Source organism: Pseudomonas sp. SP16.1, assembly GCF_052682975.1.
In genome coordinates this window covers 2,920,667-2,945,570 of sequence record NZ_JBQYFZ010000001.1, presented here as the reverse complement: position 1 = coordinate 2,945,570, position 24,904 = coordinate 2,920,667, and the positions used below count along the sequence as shown (strand labels likewise).

Here is a 24,904-nt window from a genome sequence, read left to right as displayed (position 1 = left end):
TAGAGTGGCGCCACTTTTTCTAGGGGGATTTTCTACCGTGTGGGAACTGGTCAAAGCTGGCGGCTGGATGATGCTGCCGATCATTCTCTGTTCCATCGCCGCGGCCGGTATCGTCGCCGAGCGCCTGTGGACCCTGCGGCCCGCCCGCGTGACCCCGGCCAACCTGCTGGCCCAGGTCTGGCGCTGGATCAAGGACAAGAAGCTCAATAACCAGAAGCTCAAGGAACTGCGCGAAAATTCGCCGCTGGGACAGGTCCTCGCCGCCGGCCTGGCCAACTCAAAGCATGGCCGCGAGATCATGAAAGAATGCATCGAAGAGGCTGCCGCCCGCGTCATCCATGAGCTGGAGCGCTACCTCAACGCCCTCGGCACCATCGCCGGCATCGCCCCGCTGCTCGGCCTGCTCGGTACCGTGCTGGGCATGATCGAAATCTTCAGCTCCTTCATGGGCTCGGGCATGGCCAACGCGCCGATGCTTGCCGGTGGTATATCCAAGGCGCTGATCACCACCGCGGCCGGCCTGATGGTGGCGATTCCGGCGCTGTTCTTCCATCGCTACCTGCAGCGTCGCGTCGACGAGCTGGTGGTGGGCATGGAGCAGGAGGCGATCAAGCTGGTGGAAATGGTGCAGGGTGACCGCGACGTCGACCTGGGCGAGGGCAAGGCGTGAAATTCCGGCGCAAACCGCGGGAGAACGTCGAGATCAACCTGGCCTCGTTGATCGACGTGGTGTTCATCCTGTTGCTGTTCTTCGTGGTCACCACCACCTTCACCCGCGAGACCCAGCTCAAGGTCGATCTGCCCGAGGCGGCCAGCGGCACGCCGCCGGAGCAGACCGAACTGAAGCAGCTGGAGATCCTGATCGGCGCCGACGGTGTCTTCTCGGTGAACGGCAAGGCGCTGCTGGAAAGCAACCTGAGCAACCTGATGGCGGCGCTGCAGAAGGAATCCAATGGCGACAACAGCCTGCCATTGATCATCAGCGCCGACGGCAAGACCCCGCACCAGGCGGTGATCACCGCCATGGACGCGGCCGGCAAGCTGGGCTTCGCGCACCTGCGCATCACCACGGTGGAAGCACAGGAAAGCCCTTAAGTGAGCGCCGCCGACCGTCTGCTCGACGCCTGGTATCGTGGCCATCCGGCGCTGGCGCTGTTGCGCCCGCTGGAGTGGCTGTACCGCCGCGTGGTGCAGGGCAAGCGCGCGCGCTTTCTGGCCGGCGCGGGCGAGATCTACCGCGCGCCGGTGCCGGTACTGGTGGTGGGCAACATCACCGTCGGCGGTACCGGCAAGACCCCGCTGATCCTCTTTCTCATCCAGCACTGCCGTGCCCGCGGCCTCAAGGTCGGCGTGGTCAGTCGCGGCTATGGCGCCACGCCGCCGAGCCTGCCCTGGCGGGTGAGCGCCGAGCAGCCGGCGGCGCAGGCCGGCGACGAGCCGCTGTTGATCGTCCAGCGCACCGATGTGCCGCTGATGATCGACCCGGATCGCGGCCGTGCGGTGCGTGCGCTGCTGGCCGAGGAGCCGCTGGATCTGATCCTCTGCGACGACGGCCTGCAGCACTACCGCCTGGCGCGCGACCTGGAGCTGGTGCTGATCGACGCCGCCCGCGGCCTGGGCAACCGCCGCTGCCTGCCAGCCGGGCCGCTGCGCGAGCCGGCCGAGCGTCTGCGCGAGGTGGACGCGGTGTTGTTCAACGGCGCCGAGGCCGATCGCGCCGACGGCTACGCCTTCCGCCTGCAGCCGACCGCCCTGGTCAACCTGGCCAGCGGCGAGCGCGTGCCCCTGGATCATTTCCCCGCCGGCCAGGCCGTGCATGCGGTAGCCGGCATCGGCAACCCGCAGCGTTTCTTCGCCACCCTCGAAGCGCTAAACTGGCGACCGGTTCCGCACCCTTTCGCCGACCATGCCCAGTACGATGCCGCGCAGCTCAGTTTCGAGTCGCCGCTGCCCGTGTTGATGACCGAGAAGGATGCGGTGAAATGCCGGGCCTTCGCCGCCGCCGACTGGTGGTACCTGGCCGTCGACGCCGTGCCCACGCCGGCTTTCGTCGACTGGTTGGATGGAGAGCTGGCCCGCCTCATTCCGGGGTCTTCGTAACCCCATCAAGGATTCCGCCATGGACCCGAAACTGCTCGATATCCTCGCCTGCCCGATCTGCAAGGGCCCGCTGCAGCTCTCCGAAGACAAGACGGAACTGATCAGCAAGGGGGCCGGCGTGGCCTACCCGATTCGCGACGGCATCCCGGTGATGCTGGAAAGCGAGGCGCGCACCCTCAATACCGACGAGCGGCTGGACAAGTAAATGAACGCAGCCTTCACCGTCGTCATTCCCGCCCGTTACGCCTCCACCCGCCTGCCCGGCAAGCCGCTGCAGGACATCGCCGGCAAGCCCATGGTGCAGCACGTCTGGGAGCAGGCGAAGAAGAGTTCCGCCGCCCGTGTGGTAGTGGCCACCGACGATGCGCGCATCGTCGAGGCCTGCCAGGCATTCGGTGCCGAGGTGCTGTTGACCCGCGTGGATCACAACTCCGGGACCGATCGCCTGGCCGAAGTCGCCACCCAGCTCGGCCTGGCCGACGATGCCATAGTGGTCAACGTGCAGGGCGACGAGCCACTGATTCCGCCGGTGATCATCGACCAGGTGGCGGCCAACCTGGCAGCCAATCCGCAGGCCGCTATCGCCACTCTGGCCGAGCCCATCGAGGACGTCGCCGCGCTGTTCAATCCCAACGTGGTCAAGGTGGTGGCCGACAAGCACGGCCTGGCGCTGACCTTCAGCCGCGCGCCGCTGGCCTGGGCGCGCGACGCCTTCGCCAAGAGCCGCGACGTGTTGCCGGCCGGCGTGCCCTATCGCCGTCATATCGGCATCTACGCCTACCGCGCCGGCTTCCTGCACGACTTCGTCGCCTGGGGCCCGTGCTGGCTGGAAGACACCGAGTGCCTGGAGCAGCTGCGCGCGCTGTACAACGGTGTGCGCATCCATGTCGCCGATGCCCTCGAGACGCCGGCTGCCGGTGTCGATACCGCCGAAGACCTGGAGCGGGTACGCCGCCTGCTGGGCGCCTGATGAGGGTCCTGTTCGTCTGCCTGGGTAACATCTGTCGTTCGCCCACCGCCGAGGGCGTGTTCCGCCACAAGCTGCGCGCCGCTGGCCTGGAAGATCGGGTGCTGGTGGATTCCGCCGGCACCGGCGACTGGCACGTCGGCAAGGCGCCGGACAGCCGTACCCGCCAGGCCGCTCAGCGCCGTGGCTATGACCTTTCGGCGCTGCGCGCGCGGCAGGTCGAGGTCGCCGATTTCCAGCGCTTCGACCTGATCCTGGCGATGGACCAGAGCAATCTGCGCAATCTCGAGGCGCTGCGTCCGGCGGGTGCCCAGGCAGATCTGGATCTCTATCTGCGCCGCTATGAGCTGGCGTTGGACGAAGTGCCCGATCCCTACTACGGCGGTGACGACGGCTTCGAGCAGGTGCTGGATCTGATCGAGCAGGCCAGCGACGCACTGCTGGCCGAGATCAGGGGGCGCCTGTGAGTCTGCACCTGCAGGGCGAGGTTTCGCTCAAGGCCTTCAACAGCTTCGGCGTCGATGTGCGAGCCCGGCTGTTTGCCGAAGCCCATAACGATATTGACGTGCGCGATGCGCTGGACCTGGCCCGGCAGCGCGATCTGCCGCTGCTGGTGATCGGCGGCGGCAGCAACCTGCTGCTGACCCGTGATGTCGAGGCGCTGGTGCTGCGCATGGCCAGTCGCGGCATTCGCATCCTCGACGATGACGGCGAGCGGGTGCTGGTGGAAGCCGAAGCCGGCGAACCCTGGCATCCCTTCGTGCTGTGGAGTCTGGCGCAGGGGCTTTACGGTCTGGAAAATCTCAGCCTGATCCCCGGTACCGTCGGCGCCGCGCCGGTGCAGAACATCGGCGCCTACGGCGTCGAGCTCAAGGATCTGTTCGCCGGCCTCACCGCGCTGGATCGGCAGAGTGGCGAGCTGCGCGACTTCAGCCTGGACGAATGCGCCTTCGCCTACCGCGACAGCCTGTTCAAGCGCGAGACGGGGCGCTGGCTGATCCTGCGCGTGCGCTTGCAGCTGAGCCGTGTGGTGGCGCTGCGTCTGGATTACGGTCCGGTGCGCCAGCGTCTCACTGAGATGGGCGTCGAGGCGCCGACCGCGAGCGATGTCAGTCGGGCGATCTGCGCCATTCGCAGCGAAAAGCTGCCGGACCCGGCGGTGCTCGGCAACGCTGGCAGCTTCTTCAAGAATCCCTTGGTGGCGCCGGAGCTGGCCGAGCGTATCCGCGCCGAGCATCCTGATCTCGTGAGCTATGCGGCCGGCGACGGCCTGCTCAAGCTGGCGGCCGGCTGGCTGATCGAGCGGGCAGGGTGGAAGGGCTTTCGCGATGGCGATGCCGGTGTCCACCGCCTGCAGGCGCTGGTGCTGGTCAACTATGGCCAGGCCAGCGGCGAGCAACTGCTGGGCCTGGCGCGGCGTATCCAGGCGGATATTCAGGCGCGCTTCGGCGTCGAGCTGGAAATCGAACCCAACGTGCTCTGAGCGGGCATTGCCTGCGCGCTTGCGCGGCTACAGCCGCTCCCACAGGGGCTGCACGGCTCTCGCGGGAGCGGCTTCAGGCGCGAACTTTCAAAGCCAAAGGCACTTTTCACTCAGACATGAAAAAGGGGATGCCTAGGCATCCCCTTTTTCATTACCGAGGGTGGATCAAACCTGTGGCTTGACCTCTTCCTTGTCGCTTTCCACTTCGCTCTCGGCCTCTGCCTTCGGCTGTTCGACAGCTTCGCTTGGCTGTTCGACGGTCTCGCTCGGCTGGTGGACCGCTTCGCTCGGTTCTACCGCTACCTGATCGCTGGCAACCGGCGCGCTTTCGACACTTTCCTCGGCCACTGCCGCCGGCTGAGCTTCGGCCGCAGCGGCCTCCGCTTCGGCGGCAACGCTCTGCTCTGCCGGAGCAGCGGCGGCTGCCTCGGCGGCTTCGCGGGCCAGACGCTCGGCTTCGCGCTGGCGGCGACGCACTTCACGCGGATCATTCGGCGCGCGGCCGCTGGCGTTGGCCGGGGCGGCGACGGGTTCCGCTACAGGCGCTTGAACGACCGCGTCGGCGGGCTCTTGCGCTACCACGACGGTGGGTTCCGGCTGGGCGACCGGCTCGGCAGTCGCTGCTTCGACGGGCGCAGGCTCTTCGCCGACAGGCGCGGGCTCGGCTTCCGCGACCGGGGGTTCAACGTTCGCGGCGGGCTGAGTCGCTTCTACCGCTTCCATGGCTTCGGCTGCGACGGGCGCGACCTGTTCGAGGGCCGGCGCCTCGGCTACCGGGGTTTCGACAGCCGGCGTTTCGCCGGCTGTGACGTCGCTGCTCTCGACGCTGGCGGCGACCACGGCGGCAGCGGCGACCGCAGCGACGGCCTGGCCTTCGCCTTCGCCGTCAGCGGCTTCGCTACCTTCGATCAGATTGCCGTCGGCGTCGCGCTGACGCTCGCGGCGGTTGCTGCGGCGGCGCTGACCGCGCGAACGGCGACGCGGACGCTCACCTTCGTTGCCGTCCTGCTCCTCGTCCTGCAGTTGTTCCTCGCTCGGCAGCGCTTCGTCCTGCACGGCCTCTGCCTGCTCGGCACGCGGCTGGCGCTCTTCACGCGGCGGACGCTGACGCTCCTGGCGCTCGGCACGCGGCTGGCGTTCGGCGCGCGGCTCTTCGCCGGTGGTCTCGGGCTTGCTGTCGAGCGGCTCGCGCAATTCGCGCACGCGCTCCTCTCGCGGGGCGCGCTCTTCGCGCGGCTTGCGCTCGCGACGGTTCTCCTGGCCCTCGCGCGGGGCGCGTTCTTCACGCGGCTGGCGCTCTTCGCGAGGTTGACGCTCTTCGCGCGGTTCACGGGCCTGGCGTTCTTCACGCGGGGCGCGCTCTTCGCGCGGCTTGCGATCGTCGTCGCGACGGCCGCCGCGGCTGCGGCTCTGTTGGCGTCCGTTACGACGCTCCTCGCGCGGCGGGCGCTCGCTGCTCTTCTTCTCCACTACGGCCGGCTTGGCCTCTTCTTCCTTGCCGGCGAACAGGCTGACCAGCGACTTGACCAGGCCCTTGAACAGGCTCGGCTCCGGCGCGGGGGCCGGGGCCAGCGGTGCGGCGGCCGGTTCGGTGGCGGCCGGTGCGCTGCTGCGCGGGGCGGCCTTGATCGCCGCTTCCTGGCGTACCAGGGTGCGGGTGGCGGCAGCCGGTTGGGCTTCTTCGCTCTCGGCGCTGGCGGTGATCTCGTAGCTGGACTGGCCGCTCAGCGCTTCCGGGCTGTCGTCGCGCAGGCGCTGCACTTCGAAGTGCGGGGTTTCCAGGTGGTCGTTGGGCAGGATCACGATGCGCGCGCGGGTGCGCAGTTCGATCTTGGTGATGCTGTTGCGCTTCTCGTTGAGCAGGAAGGCGGCGACCGGGATCGGCACCTGGGCGCGTACCTCGGCGGTGCGATCCTTCAGCGCCTCTTCTTCGATCAGGCGCAGGATGGCCAGCGACAGCGACTCGACGTCGCGGATGATGCCCTGGCCGTTGCAGCGCGGGCAGACGATGCCGCTGGTCTCGCCCAGCGACGGACGCAGGCGCTGGCGGGACATTTCCAGCAGGCCGAAGCGCGAGATGCGACCGACCTGGACGCGGGCGCGGTCGGCTTCCAGGGCTTCGCGCACCTTCTCTTCCACGGCGCGCTGGTTCTTGGCCGGGGTCATGTCGATGAAGTCGATGACGATCAGGCCGCCGATGTCGCGCAGGCGCAGCTGGCGGGCGATTTCCTCGGCCGCTTCCAGGTTGGTCTGCAGCGCGGTTTCCTCGATGTCGCTGCCCTTGGTGGCGCGCGCCGAGTTGATGTCGATGGACACCAGGGCTTCGGTCGGGTCGATGACGATGGAGCCGCCGGACGGCAGCTTCACTTCACGCTGGAAGGCGGTCTCGATCTGGCTTTCGATCTGGAAGCGGTTGAACAGCGGCACGCTGTCCTCGTACAGCTTGATCTTGCTGGCGTACTGCGGCATCACCTGCTGGATGAAGCTCAGCGCTTCTTCCTGGGCCTCGACGCTGTCGACCAGCACTTCGCCGATGTCCTGGCGCAGGTAGTCGCGGATGGCGCGGATGATGACGTTGGATTCCTGGTAGATCAGGAACGGGGCAGGGCGGCTGGTGGAGGCTTCCTTGATGGCGGTCCACAGCTGCAGCAGGTAGTCGAGGTCCCACTGCATTTCTTCGCTGGAGCGGCCGAGACCTGCGGTGCGTACGATCAGGCCCATGTCGGCCGGGGCGTTGAGGCCGTTCAGCGCCTCGCGCAGTTCGTTGCGTTCTTCGCCTTCGATGCGTCGGCTGATGCCGCCGGCGCGCGGGTTGTTCGGCATCAGCACCAGGTAGCGGCCGGCCAGGCTGATGAAGGTGGTCAGGGCCGCGCCCTTGTTGCCGCGCTCTTCCTTCTCGACCTGGACGATTACTTCCTGGCCTTCCTTGAGCACGTCCTTGATATTGATGCGGCCGCCTTCGGGGGCCTTGGAGAAATATTCGCGGGAGATTTCTTTGAGGGGGAGGAAGCCGTGGCGTTCGGAACCGAAATCGACGAAGGCGGCTTCCAGGCTGGGTTCGACGCGGGTGATGCGGCCTTTGTAGATGTTGGCCTTCTTCTGTTCGCGGGCGCCGGACTCGATGTCCAGGTCGTAGAGTTTTTGGCCATCTACCAGGGCAACACGCAACTCTTCGGGCTGAGTTGCGTTGATCAGCATTCTTTTCATGTAGTACCAATGGATTCCGGGGCTGCCGGAAGCCACGTTAGGCACACACGACTCTCAGGGTCGGTGTCAGGCGCGTCAGAAACGGTCGTAAATCGTTCCACTGTCGAGCGACGGTCAGCCGTTGGTAGGCTGCGGTCGCGACGGACGTCTCCTGCTTGCTGTGGTGACAGAAGCACTCAGTCAGGAGGAGGAATCAACTGGCGGTAGCGGACGAGATGAGGCGTCTTTGATCAAGCGATGTGCTACGCAGTCCGACAGTTGTACATCTCCACCCTACACGTATCGCTGAAAATCGGGTGCCGCGCGCGGATTCCGCAGCGGTTGTCAGTTACCGCGACCGCCCGGCGGGCGAATCGCGCATCATACTCAAGGCTTTATTTCCGAACTCTTCGCGGCCTTTTGCGGCCTTTCTAACTCTGAAGAATCCGTCGGACGGCCTCACGTCCTCAATGGGTTGCGCGGGCAGGGGATGGCAAGATTGGCGATCATCCGCAAGCCAGGCCGCTTTTGGCGGCGTTCGCGACTATAGCAGCAATGATTAAGTGCTTCAATTCCATAAAAAATTGTTATGATTGCGCGATGACTACTCCCGCCTCTCCAACCTCCGGCGTCCAGCTGATCGAGGTTGCACCGGAACTCGCCGGCCAACGCATCGACAATTTCCTCAGGACACAGCTCAAGGGCGTGCCCAAGACCCTCATTTACCGCATCCTGCGCAAGGGCGAGGTGCGGGTGAACAAGGGGCGGATCAAGCCCGAGTACAAGCTGCAGGCTGGCGACGTGGTGCGCGTGCCGCCGCTGCGCCTGGCCGAGCGCGACGAGCCCGAGCCGCTGGCGCAGGGCCTGCTCGAGCGTCTCGAAGCGGCCATCGTCTATGAAGACAAGGCGCTGATCGTGCTGAACAAGCCGGCCGGCATCGCCGTGCATGGCGGTAGTGGCCTGAACTACGGCGTGATCGAGGCGTTTCGCCAGTTGCGGCCCGATGCCAGGGATCTGGAACTGGTGCATCGTCTGGATCGCGACACCTCCGGACTGCTGATGATCGCCAAGAAGCGCAGCATGCTGCGTCATCTGCATGAGGCGCTGCGTGGTGATGGCGTCGACAAGCGCTATATGGCGCTGGTGCGTGGCCATTGGGCGACCGCCAGGAAGCAGGTCAATGCGCCGCTGCAAAAGAGCAACCTGCGTTCCGGCGAGCGCATGGTCGAGGTCGATGGCGAGGGCAAGGAAGCGCTGACGCTGTTCCGTGTGCTGCGTCGCTTCGGCGACTTCGCCACCCTGGTGGAGGCCAGGCCGGTGACCGGGCGTACCCACCAGATTCGCGTGCATGCCAAGCATGCCGGGCACTGTATCGCCGGCGATTCCAAGTACGGCGACGACGAATTCACCCGCGAAATCCGCGAGTTGGGCGGCAAGCGCCTGTTCCTGCACGCCTACGAGTTGGTCGTGCCGCTGCCTGACGGCGGCGAGCTGCGCCTGGAGGCGCCGGTGGACGAAATGTGGGCGCGTACCCTGGAGCGTCTCGGTGTCTGATTATCGACTGCTGGTCTTCGATTGGGACGGCACCCTGGTGGACTCCATCGGGCGTATCGTCGAGGCCATGCATCGCGCGGCCGATGTGGCCGGCATACCGCGCTGCAGCGATGGCGCGGTGCGCGGCATCATCGGTCTCGAGCTGGGAGTGGCGATTCGCGCCCTTTATCCGGAACTCGACGAGCCGCTGCTAATCGAAACCATCCGGCGCGCTTACAGCGAGCAGTACCTGGCGCTGGAGACCGAGCCCTCGCCGCTGTTCGATGGCGTGCAGGAGTCGCTCGAGCTGTTCCGCAAGCAGGGCTATCGCCTGGCCGTGGCGACCGGTAAGGGACGTCACGGTTTGCAGCGCGTGCTGGCGGACAAGGGCTGGCAGGATTACTTCGACGTCACCCGTTGTGCCGATGAGACCGCGAGCAAGCCAGACCCGCGTATGCTTCACGAGATCGCGCGGCATTGCCGGGTCGAGCCGGCGCAGGCGCTGATGGTGGGCGATTCCATCTTCGATCTGCTGATGGCGCGCAATGCCGGCATGGATGCGGTGGCGGTCGGCTACGGTGCCCAGCCGCTACGGGTGTTGCGCGAGTGCGCGCCGCGGCTGGCGATCAACCAATTCAACGAGTTGCGCACCTGGCTGGATGGCCTCGGTGCGCAGTGTGCGCTAGAGGTGAGTGATTATGTCGGATGAGTGGAAGTCATCGGCAGCGCCCGGAGACGAGGATGCCAAAAGCTGGAAGCTGCTGGAGAGGGTGTTGCTCTCCAGTGTGCAGGAGCAGCGTCGCTCGCGGCGTTGGGGTATTTTCTTCAAACTGCTGACCTTCATCTATCTGTTCGGAGCGCTGGCCCTGTTCCTGCCGGCGCTGGATCTGAAGAAGGCATCGAGTGCGGGGCCGCATACCGCGTTGATCGAGGTCCGCGGCATGATCGCCGACCAGGAGGCCGCCAGTGCCGACAAGGTGGTCGGCAGTCTGCGGGCTGCGTTCGAGGATGCCAACACCAAGGGTGTGATCCTGCGCATCAACAGTCCTGGTGGCAGTCCGGTGCAGTCCGGCTACATCTACGACGAGATCCGCCGGCTGCGCGGTGAGCATCCGCAGACCAGGGTCTATGCGGTGATCACCGATCTGGGGGCCTCCGGTGCCTACTATATCGCCAGTGCAGCGGACGAGATCTACGCCGACAAGGCCAGTCTGGTCGGCTCCATCGGTGTCACGGCGGCGGGTTTCGGTTTCGTCGGGGTGATGGAAAAGCTCGGGGTGGACCGGCGGGTCTACACCTCGGGCGAGCACAAGGCTTTTCTCGATCCCTTCCAGCCGCCAAAGGAAGAAGAAACCCGGTTCTGGAAGGGGGTGCTGGAGACCACCCATCGCCAGTTCATCGACAGCGTCAAGCAGGGGCGCGGCGAGCGGCTCAAGGTGGAGGAGCATCCAGAGCTGTTCTCCGGGCTGGTCTGGTCGGGCGAGCAGGCGTTGCAGTTGGGTCTGGTCGATGCTCTGGGTAGCTCCAGCTATGTGGCGCGCGAGGTGGTCGGCGTGAAGGAAATCGTCGATTTCACCGTGCGCGACACGCCGTTCGATCGCTTCGCCAAGCGCCTGGGCGCCAGCGTGGCGGATCGTATCGCCCTGTGGATGGGTTTCCAGGGGCCGACGCTGCGCTGATTTCTCTGTCGTTTGCGAAAAGGCCTGCTCGTCAGGCCTTTTTCGTTGCTGTCAGGGGATCTCGACGCCTTCGTTGAGCAGCATGTCGACCAGGCGGATCAGTGGCAGGCCGATCAGGCTGGTGGCGTCTTCGCCTTCGGTGCTGCGAAACAGGCTGACGCCCAGGCCTTCGGACTTGAAGCTGCCGGCGCAGTCGAATGGCTGCTCGCGCTGCAGGTAGCGCAGAATCCGTTCGTCGTCCAGTTGGCGGAAGTGCACGGTGAAGGGTACGCAATCCACCTGGCAATGATCGGTGGCGGTGTTGAGTAGTGCCAGTCCGGTCAGGAAGGTGACGCTGCTGCCGCTGGCGGCGCGCAGCTGAGCCTGGGCGCGCTCCAGGTCGTGCGGCTTGCCGAGAATCTGGCCGCTCTCCAGAACGGCAACCTGATCCGATCCGATGATCAGGTGATCCGGGTTGTCGCGACTCAGGGCGCGTGCTTTCTCTGCGGCCAGGCGCTCGACCAGGGCGGTGGGGGCTTCGCCGGCTCGTTGGGATTCGTCTATGCTGGGCGACTGCCAGGAGAAGGCTAGTTGCAGGCGGGCGAGCAGCTCGCGGCGATAGGGCGAACTGGAGGCGAGCAGCAATGCGGGCATGACCTCTTCCTTTATATAGGTGGGCGGCAAATTCTACTGAGCAGTGCGTGCTGGCGACAGGCCGAATTTCCTTTGACAGGGGCGGGGTGCATCCCTAGAATGCTGCGCCTATGTTGAATGGGCCGATTCCACCTCACGTCGATCCGCGCAAGCTCGCCGACCGCGAAGCCACCCTCGAAGGGCAGCTCGCCCTGGCCAGCCTGCCGCGTCTCTGCGACCCGCTTGCCGATACGGCCGGCGTGGTGCGGGCGAAGTTTCACTTCGGGCGTGACGAGCAGAAAACTGTGGTCATCCGCAGCGAGCTCGAGGTTGAGGTCAAAATGGTCTGCCAGCGTTGTCTGGAGCTGGTCGCGCTACCCATCCGCAGCGAATGTGAATACGCGGTGGTTCGGGTTGGAGCGAACACTCAGTCCCTGCCGAAGGGCTACGACGTGCTGGAAGTGGGCGAAGAGCCGCTGGAATTGCTGGGCCTGGTCGAGGATGAACTGCTCCTCGCCCTGCCGATCGTTCCCGCTCATGCCCCAGGTGATTGCCAGCAGCCGGACGGTCTCGATGAGCCCGAGCCGGGCGAGGACGAGGTATCGCGGTCCAACCCGTTCAGTGTATTGGCGCAGTTAAAGCGTGACCCAAACGTTTAGGAGTTAATCAGTTATGGCTGTTCAGCAGAACAAAAAATCCCGTTCCGCCCGCGACATGCGTCGTTCGCACGACGCTCTCGAGGCCAGCGCCCTGTCCGTAGAGAAGAGCACCGGTGAAGTTCACCTGCGCCACCACGTTTCTCCGGAAGGCGTGTATCGCGGTCGTAAGGTGATCGACAAGGGCGCCGACGAGTAATCCTTGTCCGCCTCGATCATCGCGATTGATGCAATGGGTGGGGACTTCGGTCCCCACTGCATTGTTCCGGCCTGCCTTGCCGCGCTGGCCGAATTCCCCTCGCTGCACCTGACCCTCGTCGGTCAAGCTCCCCTTATCGAAGAACAGCTCGCCCGCCACCCTGGCGTCGATCGTGCGCGCCTGCAGGTTCGGCATGCCAGCGAAGTGATCGCCATGGATGAGCGCCCGGCCCAGGCCCTGCGCGGCAAGCCCGACGCATCGATGCGTGTGGCCCTGGAGTTGGTTCGCCAGCGCCAGGCCCATGCCTGCGTCAGCGCCGGCAATACCGGTGCGTTGATGGCGCTTTCGCGCTATCTGCTCAAGACCCTGCCGGGCATCGATCGGCCGGCCATGGTCAGTGCCATTCCCACCGAGCGCGGTCACTGTCATCTGCTCGATCTGGGTGCCAATGTCGATTGCAGCGCCGAGCATCTCTACCAGTTCGCCATCATGGGGGCGGTGGCGGCCGAGACGCTGGGCGTCAGTCGGCCGCGGGTGGCGTTGCTCAACGTCGGCATCGAGGACATCAAGGGCAACCAGCAGGTCAAGCTCGCGGCCAGCCTGCTGCAGCAGGCGCGGGGCTTGAATTTCGTCGGTTATATCGAGGGTGACGGTCTGTACCGCGGCGAGGCCGATGTAGTGGTATGCGACGGTTTCGTCGGCAATATCCTGCTCAAGTCCAGCGAGGGCTTGGCGCAGTTGATCGTCGGGCGGGTCGAGGCGCTGTTTCGCCAAGGTCTGTTCGCTCAGGCCGTGGGGGCGCTGGCAATGCCGCTGCTGCGTCGCCTGAAGGCCGACCTGGCACCGGCCCGGCATAATGGCGCGAGCTTTCTCGGTCTGCAGGGCATCGTGGTCAAAAGCCACGGTGCGGCGGGGCAGGAGGGTTTCCAGAGCGCGATTCGCTGCGCCCTGCGCGAGGTGCAGGACAACCTGCCGCAGCGCCTGCACGGTCGTCTCGAGGACCTGTTGCTGTAGACTCCTGGCGAGGCCGTATGCGCCGCTAATGTGACCACGGCCGACGGCCTGTCATCCAACTGTCAGTTCGCTGCGCCAGGCTTGCCCTGGCGCTGGTTTTCCGACTCAAGGGACTTATCCATGTCTGCATCCCTCGCATTCGTCTTCCCCGGTCAGGGCTCGCAAGCCCTGGCCATGCTCGCCGAGCACGGTGCCCAGCAGCAACTGGTGATCGACACCTTCGGCGAAGCCTCCGAAGCGCTCGGCTACGATCTCTGGGCGTTGATCCAGCAGGGTCCGGAGGAGCAACTGAACCAGACCGACAAGACCCAGCCGGCCATTCTCACCGCCTCCATCGCCCTGTGGCGTCTGTGGCAGGCCGAGGGCGGCGCGCAGCCGGCGTTCGTCGCCGGCCACAGCCTGGGCGAGTATTCCGCGCTGGTCGCCGCCGGCAGCCTGGGTTTTGCCGATGCGGTGAAGCTGGTGGAGCGCCGCGGTCAACTGATGCAGCAGGCCGTGTCGGCCGGGCAGGGCGGCATGGCCGCGATCCTCGGCCTGGACGATGGCGATGTGCTGGCCGCCTGCGCCGAAGCGGCGCAGGGCGATGTGGTCAGCGCGGTGAATTTCAACGCGCCGGGCCAGGTGGTGATCGCCGGTAGCGCGATTGCCGTCGAACGCGCCATCGAGGCGTGCAAGGCGCGTGGTGCCAAGCGTGCCATGGCGCTGCCGGTCAGTGTGCCGTCGCACTGTGCGCTGATGAAACCGGCCGCCGAGCGTTTCGCCGAGTCGGTCGAGGCCATCGCCTGGCAGGCGCCGCAGATTCCGCTGGTGCAGAACGTCAGCGCCGCCGTGGTGTCCGACCTGGCCACCCTCAAGGCCGACCTGCTGGCGCAGCTGTACAGCCCGGTGCGCTGGGTCGAGTCCATGGTGCGCCTGTCCGAGCAGGGCGTCACCGACCTGGTCGAGTGCGGCCCCGGCAAGGTACTGAGCGGCCTGAACAAGCGCTGCGTCAAGGGCATCAACACCTACAACCTAGATACCCCGGATGCCTTTGCCGCCGCCCGTGCGGCTCTGGCCTGAGCAAGGAGAACGAATATGAGTCTGCAAGGTAAGGTCGCGCTGGTCACCGGCGCCAGCCGCGGTATCGGCCAGGCGATTGCCCTGGAGCTGGGCCGTCAGGGCGCTATCGTCATCGGCACCGCCACCAGCGCCTCGGGCGCCGAGCGCATCGCCGAAACCCTCAAGGCCAACGGCGTCGAAGGCGCTGGTCTGGTACTCGACGTAAGCAACGACGAGTCGGTCGCCAGCACCCTGGAACACATCCAGCAACATCTTGGTCAGCCGTTGATCCTGGTCAACAACGCCGGCATCACCCGTGACAACCTGATGCTGCGCATGAAGGACGACGAGTGGTACGACGTGATCAACACCAACCTCAACAGCCTGTATCGCCTGTCCAAGGCGGTGCTGCGCGGGATGACCAAGGCACGTTTCGGCCGCATCATCAACATCGGTTCCGTCGTCGGCGCGATGGGCAATGCCGGGCAGGTCAACTACGCTGCGGCCAAGGCCGGCCTGGAGGGTTTCAGCCGCGCCCTGGCGCGTGAAGTGGGCTCGCGGGCGATCACCGTCAACTCGGTGGCCCCCGGTTTCATCGACACCGACATGACCCGCGAATTGCCGGAAGCCCAGCGCGACGCGCTGCTGACCCAGATTCCGCTGGGCCGTCTGGGCCAGGCCGAGGAGATCGCCAAGGTGGTCGCCTTCCTCGCCTCCGATGGCGCAGCCTACGTCACTGGGGCTACTATCCCCGTGAACGGCGGGATGTACATGAGCTGAATGTGACGAGCGCCTTCAGAAAACTGTCATAGTAGCTGTCTAAAATCCGTTATAAAGCTGCAACAGGTTTATAGACAGATCGTTGAAGTGTTCCTGGGGGCTCCCCGGCATTCAGCTTGAAATGCTAAAAACCCTTTCTATACACTTGGCCGCTACCAGCTAGCTGCCTGGATTTGTCCAATAGGAGTGAAAACAAGGTATGAGCACCATCGAAGAACGCGTCAAGAAAATCGTTGCCGAGCAACTTGGCGTCAAAGAAGAGGAAGTCACCAACAGCGCTTCCTTCGTCGAAGACCTGGGTGCCGACTCCCTTGACACCGTCGAGCTGGTGATGGCTCTCGAAGAGGAATTCGAAACCGAGATCCCGGACGAGCAGGCTGAGAAGATCACCACCGTTCAGGAAGCCATCGACTACGTGACCGCGCACGCGCAATAAGTCATCGTCGCTTCCCGACACGGAAAAGCCGCACTGCCTTCATCAGGCGTGCGGCTTTTCTTTACGTGCAAGGCGCATCCGGCGCTTAGGTAGAACAAGAGGAGATTGCTGTGTCGCGTAGACGCGTCGTGGTTACCGGTATGGGCATGCTGTCGCCGCTGGGTAACGATGTGCCGAGCAGCTGGCAGGGCATTTTGGCCGGGCGCAGTGGCATCGGTCTGATCGAGCACATGGACCTGTCCGCCTACTCCACCCGTTTCGGCGGGTCGGTCAAGGGTTTCAACGTCGAGGAGTACCTCTCCGCCAAGGAGGCGCGCAAGCTCGACCTGTTCATCCAGTATGGCCTCGCCGCCAGCTTCCAGGCGATGCGCGATGCCGGTCTGGAAGTCACCGACGCCAACCGTGAGCGCATCGGCGTGGTCATGGGCTCCGGCATCGGCGGCCTGACCAATATCGAGAACAACTGCAAGTCGCTTCACGAGCAAGGGCCGCGGCGCATTTCGCCGTTCTTCGTGCCCGGCTCGATCATCAATATGATTTCCGGTTTCCTGTCGATCCACCTGGGTTTGCAGGGACCCAACTACGCCATCGCCACCGCCTGCACCACCGGCACCCACTGCATCGGTATGGCCGCGCGCAACATCGCCTATGGCGAGGCCGACGTGATGGTCGCCGGCGGCGCCGAGATGGCCGCCTGCGGCCTGGGCATGGGCGGCTTCGGCGCGGCACGCGCGCTGTCGACGCGCAACGACGAGCCGACCAAGGCCAGCCGGCCGTGGGACAAGGGCCGCGACGGCTTCGTCCTCTCCGACGGCGCCGGCGCCCTGGTGCTGGAGGAACTGGAGCACGCCAAGGCTCGTGGCGCCACCATCCATGCCGAGTTGATCGGCTTCGGCATGAGCGGCGACGCTTATCACATGACCTCGCCGCCCGAGGATGGCGCCGGTGCCGCGCGCTGCATGGCCAATGCCCTGCGCGATGCCGGTCTGAACGCCGACCAGGTGCAGTACATCAACGCCCACGGCACTTCCACCCCGGCCGGCGACATCGCCGAAGCGGCGGCGGTCAAGCGCGTGTTCGGCGAGCACGCCTACCAGTTGGCGGTCAGTTCGACCAAGTCGATGACCGGCCACCTGCTCGGTGCCGCCGGCGCGGTGGAGGCGATCTTCAGCGTGCTGGCGCTCCGCGATCAGGTCGCCCCGCCGACCATCAACCTGGACGAGCCGGACGAAGGCTGCGACCTGGACTTCGTCGCGCACCAGGCCAAGGCCATGCCGATCGAGGTCGCGCTGTCGAACTCCTTCGGCTTCGGCGGCACCAACGGCTCGCTGCTGTTCCGTCGGTACCACGGCTGATGCCGAGCTGGGTCAACGGCGCGGCCGGCGACCAGCTGTCGCTGCGTGACCGTGGCCTGGCTTACGGCGATGGTCTGTTCGAGACCATCGCCGTGCGCGGCGGGCGCATCCTGCTGCACGCGCGACACCTGGCGCGCCTGGCCGAGGGCTGTCGGCGCCTGGCCATTCCGCTTGATCTGGGGTTGATGGAAAGCGAGTTACAGGCCTTTGCCGGACAACTGGGCGAGGGCGTGGCCAAGCTGATCGTCACCCGCGGCGAGGGCCAGCGCGGCTATGCGCCGCCGCAGCCCTGCCAACCGCTGCGCATCCTGCAGGCGGCGCCGCTGCCGCAGTATCCCGCCGCGCATGCCGAGCAGGGCGTGCGCCTGTTTCCCTGCGCCACCCGTCTGGCCGAGCAGCCGCTGCTGGCCGGGCTCAAGCACCTCAACCGCCTGGAGCAGGTACTGGCGCGCGCCGAATGGCAGGACGCCGAGCATGCCGAAGGGCTGATGTGCGATGCCAGCGGGCGGGTGATCGAAGGGGTCTACAGCAACCTGTTTCTGGTGCAGGGCGGTGCGCTGCTGACCGCCGATCTGTCGCGCTGCGGCGTCGCCGGGGTGATGCGCGCCGAGCTGCTGGAGCAGGCGCGGGCGCTCGGCATGCCGGTGCAGGTGCGCGATATCGCCTACGACGAATTGCTGGCGGCCGACGAGGTCTTCCTCTGCAACAGCCTCTACGGCATCTGGCCGGTGCGAGCCCTGCGAGAGCGGCACTGGTCGGTAGGCCCGGTCGCCCGTAAACTGCAGGCCATCGTTGACGATTTACTGAGTAACTGACTGGTGCTACGCAAGATCTTGGTGCTGCTCGAATGCGGCGTGCTGTTGGCTGCGCTGCTGGTGGTCGGCTCCGCCTGGTTGCAGCACAACGCGTTGCAGCAACCGCTGCAGCTGGGTGAGGAAATGCTCCTGGAGGTGCAGCCCGGCGCCACGCCCAGCGGCGTGCTCAACCGTCTGCAAGCCGAGGGCGTGATCGACAACGCTTTCTGGCTGCGCCTGTATTGGCGTTTCAATCTGCGCGGACCGGCGCTGCACAGCGGCGAGTACCGTCTGCTGCCCAGCCAGAGCGCGCGCGAGATGCTCGGCCTGTGGCAGCGCGGCGAGGTGGTGCAGTACAGCCTGACTCTGGTCGAAGGCTGGAACTTCCGCCAGGTGCGTACCGCCCTGGCGCGTCAGGAGCGCTTGCAGCAGCGTCTGGCCGATCTCAGCGACGCCGAGTTGATGACACGTCTGGGGCTGTCCGGACAGAACCCGGAGGGACGCTTCTTTCCGGATACCTACCGCTACGTGCGAGGGATGAGCGACGAGGACCTGCTCAAGCAGGCCAATGCCCGTCTCGAGGCGGTGCTGGCCGAGGAGTGGGCCGCCCGCGCCGACGGATTGCCTTACCGCGAGCCTTACGACGCGCTGATCATGGCCTCGATGGTCGAGAAGGAGACCGGCGTCCCCGAGGAGCGCGGCGAGATCGCCGGGGTCTTCATCCGTCGCCTGCGTATCGGCATGCGCCTGCAGACCGATCCGACGGTGATCTACGGCATGGGCGAGCGTTACAACGGTCGTATCACCCGCGCCGACCTGCGCGAGCCCACCCCCTACAACACCTACACCATCGACGGCATGCCGCCGACCCCCATCGCCCTGGCCGGGCGCGAGGCGATCCGCGCCGCGCTCAACCCGGTCGAGGGCAAGTCGCTGTACTTCGTGGCGCGCGGCGATGGCAGCCACGTGTTCTCCAGTACGCTGGAGGAGCACAACCGCGCGGTGCGCGAGTACCAGCTCAAGCGGCGCGCCGATTACCGTTCCAGCCCCGCACCCCGTGCGGCCGCCGAATCTGAATAAGGGCACCCCGTGACCGGCTTGTTTATCACCCTGGAAGGCCCGGAAGGCGCCGGCAAGAGCACCAACCGCGACTACCTCGCCGGGCGCCTGCGCGAGCGCGGCGTCGACGTGCTGCTGACCCGCGAGCCGGGCGGCACGCCGCTGGCCGAGCGCATCCGCGAATTGCTGCTGGCGCCCAGCGACGAGCCCATGGCCTGTGACGCCGAGTTGCTGCTGGTGTTCGCCGCCCGTGCCCAGCATCTGCAGCAGGTCATCCGCCCGGCGCTGGCGCGCGGCGCCGTGGTGCTCTGCGATCGCTTCACCGCGACGTTAGTGTTTCTTTTGGGTGAAGGTAAACGTGATTACGTTCAGCCTTCTTTTCCCTTAGAACACTGCGCTATGGTCTAGGTCGACCGTGCGGCAAGGGTTTCAGGTTTCTTGAAGATGCCTACTGTCTATATTGTAGCACCTGTTCAATTGAAAAAGTAAACACCCTGCTTTTCGGGTTCCGTTTGCGGCTGAAACGTAAACCCTAAAACCAGCCTTTGTCCCCGCTAGACCTCCCTACCTTCTCCTAGATCACCTGAAACCCAATGAAATTGGGGTTTTCCAAGTTTACGTTTACATTTCTCAGGAAGCGGAGGGCCACTGCTTCGTAGCTTCAACCTCTTGGCAAGTGGCTGAATCACGGAGGTAGTCCGCCAGGTATGCGAACGCTACCCTGCTTCTCAGTTCGTGCCGATTTCAAGGCTGGGCGAAACACCCCCTAGATCTACCTGGTCTTGAGGCGTGGGGCGATGATCGCTGAATACAGCCGAGAGTAATATAAGTCGCGCCAAATAGCCGATGAGGGAAGGTAGTGAAGGAACACTTAGCTGAAATTCTGTATGTCATCGCGCTTTCGAAGCGCACCCAATGGGCCTTTCTGCTAGGCATGGTCTTCTTCATTGGTATCAACTTGATGGGCGACTATTACGTCTCCAGACTGCGCTTCTCAGGGTCAATGGCGGCGCTGGAGCAAGCCGTTATCCCCAAGCTGCTGAAGCGCTACGACAAAGCGGCCTGGTTTGCTCTGATTTCGTTTTGGGTGCTTGCGTTCAAGTGCTACCAGCGAGACAAACGTCGATTCTTTTAGCCTTCGCCCGCGCGGCAGCACTGCGCGGAAACATGGCCCACGATCATGACTTTTGTAGTTGAGAAGCGCTGTTTATAGGGGGCTCAAACAGCACAGAAGGAGAGATTGTTACAAGATATTGCGGCGTGAACTGGCTACAACCCGCGATTTTAAAGGCCTGTCCATCCATACAGGGTGGAGATAAAGCCAGTTCACAGTTTGCGCACAAGTTATCCACAGTCGGGTGCCTTGCTTTGTACAAAACACCCCATTATCTTGTATCTCAGCTCACCAGAAACCCTACATCTTGTGTTTTTGGTGGGTGAGCTACGGAGTCAGTTAAGGCAGCGGGTATGCGTGCAAAGTTTGGTCGCCGAGCACGCATATCCGCCTTCCCTGATCCAATGCGGACATTGGTGGGACGCGCATTAGAGAGAAATCGAACTCTGGCTGTCAATCAACCAGGCCGGTTTTCCGCTGAAGGGTCGCTCCTGCCTACTTGATCCTACGTAGATACAGGAGCACCTAACCGTGCCGAAAAATACCAAGCAAACCTCGTCCCAAGTAGCCAGTCTGGCTTCCAAAGTCCTCCGCAGCGACAGTTCCTCGGCAATTCAGAAGGAGCTGGCGGGATCGGCTATGGCGCAAGCATCGAGCAGTAAGCAAACCGGTGCGGACATGGAGGCTAAGGCCAGCCGCGTGCTGGATAGCGACAAGTACAACGCCACAACCAAGACCCTCGCGGCCTCGGTACTCGCCCAATCGAACAAAGAGCGGGGTGAGTGACATGCCCCAGTATTACGTGAACCGCAATGCCCAGGCCAATGGTGATCATGAGGTGCATACCAGCTCCTGCTTCTTTTTGCCGGCACTCCACAACCGCCTCGATCTTGGCTACCACACAACCTGCATGACCGCTGTACGTCAGGCGCGCAGTACCTATCCACAGTCGAATGGCTGTCGGACGTGCTCTTCGCTCTGCCACACCCAATAGGCTTTCGATTGGGCTCACTGGGGAAGCCGAAAGGCTGTCCCCATTTGAACGTGAGTGACGTCCTTGCAAAGTCGATTGGGTGGTTAATTATTATGATTCAAGATCATGAATACAGTTTGTTAGGTGGGGTCAATCGTGCATTGATTGGGCGATACCTGACGATATTAGCGAGTGCTATTTCAGGCGTTGCAGTGTTCTTGTTGCTCTCAGCTGAGGATTTGGCGAAGCGATTTAACCTGCCTGTAAATCTTCCACCCACTGCCCTCTCATTGCTGGGGGCGGGTGTGGTTTTTGCTATTTTATACACCTTGTTCAATAAAACAGTGTGGAAATGGCCGTGGGCCGTGAAATATCTAAAGGTTCCTGATCTGTCAGGAGAGTGGTTGTGCAATGGAACCACGTTGGATGCGTCAGGGAATCCAGTACACAACTGGGAAGCCAATGTTTACATCTGCCAAACCTGGGACAAGATCAGGGTGCGGCTGAAAACACGCCAGTCTGGCTCAAATAGCATCACTGCGGCTTTGGTTTACGACGAAGCTGATGGCTACCGTCTTCTTTATAACTACCGTAATGACCCAAACCCTGGTGAAGCAGTGCTAAGGGGGCATGTAGGTAGTGCAAATCTACTGTTCACAAAGTCATTAGATGGTGCGGCAGGTGACTATTTCAATGGTTACGGGCGGCCTACCTATGGGCGTATGGAGCTGAGGAGAAAAAATGAGCAACTCAATTAATGACCGTATCAGTCGCCTCCGCTCCAGGCGCTCAGGACTCGATAGATCCTCCGTGATCGCATTGGATGCGAAGGATTTCATTGTGAATCGCAGCCTCAACCAAGAGCGATGGGAAGGACGGGCGAAAGACAAGCCCTACACGACATTTGCACTGGGGGCTATGCAGGAAGTCGATCCTACCTACACACGAATCAGCCTCGAAACGGCAGAGCGGGTGAGCAATCAGCTGGCAAAGCGAATGTCGGGGAGCATGGAGTTTGAGTTGCAGGGGTCTGTGCCGCTGAATGTCCATATTCGTGGTGTCAGCGATGTTGATCTGCTGGCATTGGAGGCCGACTTCCACACCTACGACCCACGTGGGGGAATGAGTGCCTCTGGGCAGTACCGCTCACCATCCACTCGAACCTCGGTTGGTGTGTTGACTGCTAGAAGGGCGGAGATAAGTCGAGTTCTTCGTGAGGCATTTCCAGTCGCAACTGTGGATACGTCGGGCTCCAAAGCCATCAAGCTATATGGTGGATCTTTGGCGCGCCCCGTTGATGTCGTGCCTTCCCACTGGCACGACACCATCGAGTATCAGGCATCACGCCAGAAGCATGACCGCGCAGTAACTATTCTTGATGCACATAAGAATACCACTGCCGATAACTGGCCTTTCCTTCACATCAAACGAGTACGTGAGCGCTGCGAGGGCACAGGGGGCGGCCTGCGAAAATCAATTAGGCTGTGCAAGAACTTGAAGGCGGAGCTTGAGGCAGAAGGTCAAAGCGTTCCCATTTCAAGTTTCGATATAGCCTCCGTTATGTATCATGCCAATATGACTAGCCTCACCGTTGGGGCTCTCTATGAATTGGCAATTCTGGCGGAGACACAAAGGCATTTAGATTATCTATGGAATAACAAGGAAGTGGCTAGACAGTTGCTCGTACCGGACGGATCACGCTTTATATTTAATGAAGAGGGAAAGTTTACCGGGTTGCTCCACCTTTCACTTGCCATGGATAACCTTCTGCGCGAGGTGGCGAAAGAGCAAAACTATCTCTTGAAGTTATCCGAGAAACCGATGCTGGATGCGAGCAGAGAGGCTGTAATGAAGTCAGCAATATTCTAACGACACTCCACACGTCAGAATCTGGATTTACTGCTGACAAACGAGCAATTTGGCAAGCACCTCGCTTAGCCAGCGTTGAGGGGGCTCAGCTTGAATGTTTTTTGTTGACCAACAACCAGTCTGGGAAACATCCACTGCTTGGCCCTCACCGCACGATGAATCGGCTGCACTTTCGTGTGCTGTGCAAGCCAAGATGCAACGGTCACATCTCGTCCTGGCCGACCTCCCGACTGGTCATGTCCCGGCGGAGGTTGCTCAGGCTGAGAGCTCAGCTTGATCTTGGCGTTTAAGTACTAGGAAAGTGGCTACTGGCCCCCAGCTGGCTGGACACCATCAAGCTTGCGGTGAACCAGCGACACCAGTGAGAAGATGTCTAGCGCGTCCTGTTCAGACATGGGCCAATTGGTTTTTGTCGCATGGGCTAGAGGGTTACGAACTGCCCCGAACAAACCAATCAGCAGGTTGGCAAAGCCTCTTTGCTCGCTTTTCTCGGATTCGGTGTTCAGCGGCCCTAGTGCCAATACGGGGGACTGACCAGTGAAGGCCTTATTGACCAGGTCAGCGCCATCACCGCCCAATCCAGAAAGATCGCGGATCCTTTGTGCGACCCCCTTGGTCGCCTCAAATACGGCGTGAAAATAGTTCTCATCCAGTAGCTCAGAGCGGCAGTAATTATAGACTTCCTCGTGTACAGATCGGTTTTCCAAGGCCGATTTGAGTTTGCCTGCGCGGGCGAGAGCGGCGTCTAGGGTCGCTGCCCGATTAGCATGGCCAACCTTGCCGTCGTCGCGTACATAAAAGCCTGAAAACGCCAGAACCACATTGAGTTCGTTGCGTCTCCAGATGAAGGACTCACGGTCTCTGGCATAGCTCACTGGGTTCATCGCTGCGTTGATGAACTGAATGAGGTGATTGCCGACCTGGTGCTTGTTTTGGGTGGCGGCGAGCGCGTTGTAGAGGCGTTTCCATTTGGTATTGCCGGGGTCTACATCCTCAACCCGGATCTCTTGTAGTAGCCAGCCGATCTGGGATCCGCTAAGGCCTCGTGCAGTATCGGCCAGTACGCGGGAGACAGCCTCAAGGTCTTGAGGGCTGAAGGGTAGTATCCGATTACTCAAGGCCGGTCTCCGTTAGGCTATTCATGCGCTTTGCTTGCGAGATGAGGTCAAGCAGAGGTCGCAAGGGCAGGCTCTTGGCTTTGTGCTGACGTCTGTTTGCGAATGGTTCGGATAACCATGGCCGTCCCGCGCATCTCCACGTCGAACAGCTCCGAGGTGCGAATCAGATCTCCCAGCTTCTGGTAGCCATAGTTCACGACCGAGAAAGAGCTGTTGTTGTGGATGTAGTCAGACACCCTGCTCAGCAACGACCAGCCGTCATCGCCAGCTGTCTGATCAGCAGCGTTGCGGAGCAAGCGAACCAGTGAGGTATCGCAGCGCAGTTCGTTACGTGTTTTCTTCTTCGGCTGCTCATCAGCGGAGGCTTTATCGTCATCGGGGTTACGAGCCAGATTCTCCACGTAGATGAACGAAGTGCATGCATGTACGAAAGCCGAAGGGGTCTTTTTCTCGCCAAAGCCATACACCGGAAAGCCACTTTCTTGCAGGCGTAGAGCCAGTGGAGTGAAGTCGCTGTCGCTAGTCATCAGGGCAAAAGCGTCGATGTTTTTGCTGTACAGCAGATCCATCGCATCGATGATCATGGCCGCGTCAGTGGCGTTCTTGCCCTTGGTGTAGGCAAATTGCTGCATCGGGCGGATAGCGAATGGATGGAGCCGCTCAACCCAGCCAGAGAGACTGTCGCTCTTCCAGTCACCATGAGCATGTCGTACGTTGACCATGCCGTATTTGGCGAGCTCTTCCAGCACGCCTTCAATGGCACTGTGACTGACGTTGTCGCAATCGATCAACAAAGCAATTCGTTTCTGGTGCATCAGGTGTCGTCCTTGTAAGACTGCGTTTGCTTGAACGTTGCCACCATGCGCAGGGGCTATGCAAGCGCTGTAATTATATTGGTGATTCTGAGAGGTGCTTGCCCCAGAGCGACTCTCCAGCCTG

At 62.9% G+C, this 24,904-nt stretch carries 27 protein-coding genes and 1 pseudogene; 24 read left to right on the top strand and 4 right to left on the bottom strand.

From position 1 onward, the window contains the following. Nucleotides 1-37: 37 nt before the first annotated feature. From ACUTAF_RS14075 to murB, 7 genes are read left to right on the top strand one after another with little or no spacing between them, the layout of a single operon-like run. Entirely contained in the window at nucleotides 38-670 is a 633-nt protein-coding gene (locus ACUTAF_RS14075; protein ID WP_445580535.1) for a MotA/TolQ/ExbB proton channel family protein, read from the top strand. Continuing rightward, nucleotides 667-1,095, top strand: coding sequence for an ExbD/TolR family protein (locus tag ACUTAF_RS14070; RefSeq protein ID WP_445580534.1), 429 nt, complete (start codon nucleotides 667-669; stop codon nucleotides 1,093-1,095). The genes ACUTAF_RS14075 and ACUTAF_RS14070 overlap by 4 nt, the downstream gene beginning before the upstream one ends. Continuing rightward, nucleotides 1,096-2,100 (top strand): tetraacyldisaccharide 4'-kinase, encoded by a 1,005-nt coding sequence (gene lpxK, locus ACUTAF_RS14065; protein WP_445580533.1) that lies wholly within the window; start codon nucleotides 1,096-1,098, stop codon nucleotides 2,098-2,100. A 19-nt stretch (nucleotides 2,101-2,119) separates the two neighbouring features. Then, nucleotides 2,120-2,305 carry a Trm112 family protein gene (locus ACUTAF_RS14060; RefSeq protein ID WP_397485236.1) on the top strand — a complete coding sequence of 62 codons (186 nt, stop codon included), beginning with the start codon at nucleotides 2,120-2,122 and terminating at the stop codon, nucleotides 2,303-2,305. Next, nucleotides 2,306-3,070, top strand: a complete 765-nt coding sequence (gene kdsB, locus ACUTAF_RS14055; RefSeq protein ID WP_445580532.1) for a 3-deoxy-manno-octulosonate cytidylyltransferase — start codon at nucleotides 2,306-2,308, stop codon at nucleotides 3,068-3,070. After that, a complete protein-coding gene (locus ACUTAF_RS14050; RefSeq protein WP_445580531.1) occupies nucleotides 3,070-3,534 on the top strand; it encodes a low molecular weight protein-tyrosine-phosphatase in 465 nt (154 codons plus the stop codon). The genes kdsB and ACUTAF_RS14050 overlap by 1 nt, the downstream gene beginning before the upstream one ends. Beyond that, the gene (gene murB, locus ACUTAF_RS14045) at nucleotides 3,531-4,550 is read left to right on the top strand and encodes a UDP-N-acetylmuramate dehydrogenase (protein ID WP_445580530.1); all 1,020 of its coding nucleotides are present in this window, start codon (nucleotides 3,531-3,533) and stop codon (nucleotides 4,548-4,550) included. The genes ACUTAF_RS14050 and murB overlap by 4 nt, the downstream gene beginning before the upstream one ends. A gap of 165 nt (nucleotides 4,551-4,715) precedes the next feature. Here murB and rne read toward each other — a convergent pair whose 3' ends face one another. After that, on the bottom strand, nucleotides 4,716-7,757 hold the full coding sequence (rne, locus tag ACUTAF_RS14040; protein ID WP_445580529.1) for a ribonuclease E: 3,042 nt from the start codon (nucleotides 7,755-7,757) through the stop codon (nucleotides 4,716-4,718). Nucleotides 7,758-8,336: 579 nt separating this feature from the next. On the opposite strand from rne, the gene rluC reads away from it, so the two are divergent. Genes rluC through sppA form a run of 3 tightly spaced genes read left to right on the top strand, consistent with a single transcriptional unit; the run spans nucleotide 8,337 to nucleotide 10,948 of the window. Beyond that, nucleotides 8,337-9,290, top strand: a complete 954-nt coding sequence (gene rluC / locus ACUTAF_RS14035; protein ID WP_445580528.1) for a 23S rRNA pseudouridine(955/2504/2580) synthase RluC — start codon at nucleotides 8,337-8,339, stop codon at nucleotides 9,288-9,290. After that, complete coding sequence (locus tag ACUTAF_RS14030; protein ID WP_445580527.1) at nucleotides 9,283-9,978, top strand: HAD-IA family hydrolase; 696 nt, start codon at nucleotides 9,283-9,285, stop codon at nucleotides 9,976-9,978. Before rluC ends, ACUTAF_RS14030 begins: the two co-directional genes overlap by 8 nt. Beyond that, on the top strand, nucleotides 9,968-10,948 hold the full coding sequence (sppA, locus tag ACUTAF_RS14025) for a signal peptide peptidase SppA (protein WP_445580526.1): 981 nt from the start codon (nucleotides 9,968-9,970) through the stop codon (nucleotides 10,946-10,948). The genes ACUTAF_RS14030 and sppA overlap by 11 nt, the downstream gene beginning before the upstream one ends. Nucleotides 10,949-10,999: 51 nt before the next feature. Here sppA and ACUTAF_RS14020 read toward each other — a convergent pair whose 3' ends face one another. Then, on the bottom strand, nucleotides 11,000-11,581 hold the full coding sequence (locus ACUTAF_RS14020) for a Maf family protein (protein WP_445580525.1): 582 nt from the start codon (nucleotides 11,579-11,581) through the stop codon (nucleotides 11,000-11,002). Between the two features lie 110 nt (nucleotides 11,582-11,691). On the opposite strand from ACUTAF_RS14020, the gene ACUTAF_RS14015 reads away from it, so the two are divergent. From ACUTAF_RS14015 to ACUTAF_RS13950, 14 genes and pseudogenes are all read left to right on the top strand, one after another. Then, nucleotides 11,692-12,219, top strand: a complete 528-nt coding sequence (locus ACUTAF_RS14015) for a YceD family protein (protein ID WP_445580524.1) — start codon at nucleotides 11,692-11,694, stop codon at nucleotides 12,217-12,219. Between the two features lie 13 nt (nucleotides 12,220-12,232). Further along, entirely contained in the window at nucleotides 12,233-12,415 is a 183-nt protein-coding gene (rpmF, locus tag ACUTAF_RS14010; protein WP_037048542.1) for a 50S ribosomal protein L32, read from the top strand. Nucleotides 12,416-12,418: 3 nt separating this feature from the next. Then, complete coding sequence (gene plsX / locus ACUTAF_RS14005; protein ID WP_445580523.1) at nucleotides 12,419-13,429, top strand: phosphate acyltransferase PlsX; 1,011 nt, start codon at nucleotides 12,419-12,421, stop codon at nucleotides 13,427-13,429. Between the two features lie 120 nt (nucleotides 13,430-13,549). Continuing rightward, complete coding sequence (gene fabD / locus ACUTAF_RS14000) at nucleotides 13,550-14,488, top strand: ACP S-malonyltransferase (RefSeq protein ID WP_445580522.1); 939 nt, start codon at nucleotides 13,550-13,552, stop codon at nucleotides 14,486-14,488. A 15-nt stretch (nucleotides 14,489-14,503) separates the two neighbouring features. Continuing rightward, the gene (gene fabG, locus ACUTAF_RS13995) at nucleotides 14,504-15,247 is read left to right on the top strand and encodes a 3-oxoacyl-ACP reductase FabG (protein ID WP_021445437.1); all 744 of its coding nucleotides are present in this window, start codon (nucleotides 14,504-14,506) and stop codon (nucleotides 15,245-15,247) included. 199 nt (nucleotides 15,248-15,446) lie between these two features. Continuing rightward, nucleotides 15,447-15,683 (top strand): acyl carrier protein, encoded by a 237-nt coding sequence (gene acpP, locus ACUTAF_RS13990; protein WP_003245177.1) that lies wholly within the window; start codon nucleotides 15,447-15,449, stop codon nucleotides 15,681-15,683. Nucleotides 15,684-15,793: 110 nt separating this feature from the next. Continuing rightward, a complete protein-coding gene (gene fabF / locus ACUTAF_RS13985) occupies nucleotides 15,794-17,038 on the top strand; it encodes a beta-ketoacyl-ACP synthase II (protein ID WP_445580521.1) in 1,245 nt (414 codons plus the stop codon). Then, nucleotides 17,038-17,853: an aminodeoxychorismate lyase gene (pabC, locus tag ACUTAF_RS13980; RefSeq protein ID WP_445580520.1), complete on the top strand. Its 816-nt coding sequence runs from the start codon at nucleotides 17,038-17,040 to the stop codon at nucleotides 17,851-17,853. Before fabF ends, pabC begins: the two co-directional genes overlap by 1 nt. A gap of 3 nt (nucleotides 17,854-17,856) precedes the next feature. After that, nucleotides 17,857-18,912, top strand: coding sequence for an endolytic transglycosylase MltG (gene mltG / locus ACUTAF_RS13975; RefSeq protein ID WP_445580519.1), 1,056 nt, complete (start codon nucleotides 17,857-17,859; stop codon nucleotides 18,910-18,912). A gap of 9 nt (nucleotides 18,913-18,921) precedes the next feature. Next, a pseudogene (gene tmk / locus ACUTAF_RS13970) lies at nucleotides 18,922-19,248 on the top strand (dTMP kinase); the annotation flags it as partial. Between the two features lie 502 nt (nucleotides 19,249-19,750). Next, nucleotides 19,751-20,026 carry a hypothetical protein gene (locus tag ACUTAF_RS13965; RefSeq protein ID WP_301447328.1) on the top strand — a complete coding sequence of 92 codons (276 nt, stop codon included), beginning with the start codon at nucleotides 19,751-19,753 and terminating at the stop codon, nucleotides 20,024-20,026. Between the two features lie 510 nt (nucleotides 20,027-20,536). Next, on the top strand, nucleotides 20,537-20,791 hold the full coding sequence (locus tag ACUTAF_RS13960; protein WP_312375256.1) for a hypothetical protein: 255 nt from the start codon (nucleotides 20,537-20,539) through the stop codon (nucleotides 20,789-20,791). Nucleotides 20,792-21,091: 300 nt separating this feature from the next. Then, nucleotides 21,092-21,736 carry a Cap15 family cyclic dinucleotide receptor domain-containing protein gene (locus tag ACUTAF_RS13955; RefSeq protein WP_312375259.1) on the top strand — a complete coding sequence of 215 codons (645 nt, stop codon included), beginning with the start codon at nucleotides 21,092-21,094 and terminating at the stop codon, nucleotides 21,734-21,736. After that, nucleotides 21,720-22,847 carry a nucleotidyltransferase family protein gene (locus ACUTAF_RS13950; protein ID WP_312375262.1) on the top strand — a complete coding sequence of 376 codons (1,128 nt, stop codon included), beginning with the start codon at nucleotides 21,720-21,722 and terminating at the stop codon, nucleotides 22,845-22,847. The genes ACUTAF_RS13955 and ACUTAF_RS13950 overlap by 17 nt, the downstream gene beginning before the upstream one ends. A 305-nt stretch (nucleotides 22,848-23,152) precedes the next feature. Here ACUTAF_RS13950 and ACUTAF_RS13945 read toward each other — a convergent pair whose 3' ends face one another. Together ACUTAF_RS13945 and ACUTAF_RS13940 are read right to left on the bottom strand one after the other, a co-directional pair. Then, nucleotides 23,153-23,965 carry a TIGR02391 family protein gene (locus ACUTAF_RS13945; RefSeq protein ID WP_445580518.1) on the bottom strand — a complete coding sequence of 271 codons (813 nt, stop codon included), beginning with the start codon at nucleotides 23,963-23,965 and terminating at the stop codon, nucleotides 23,153-23,155. Nucleotides 23,966-24,012: 47 nt separating this feature from the next. Continuing rightward, on the bottom strand, nucleotides 24,013-24,780 hold the full coding sequence (locus tag ACUTAF_RS13940; RefSeq protein WP_445580517.1) for an NYN domain-containing protein: 768 nt from the start codon (nucleotides 24,778-24,780) through the stop codon (nucleotides 24,013-24,015). Nucleotides 24,781-24,904: the final 124 nt, after the last annotated feature.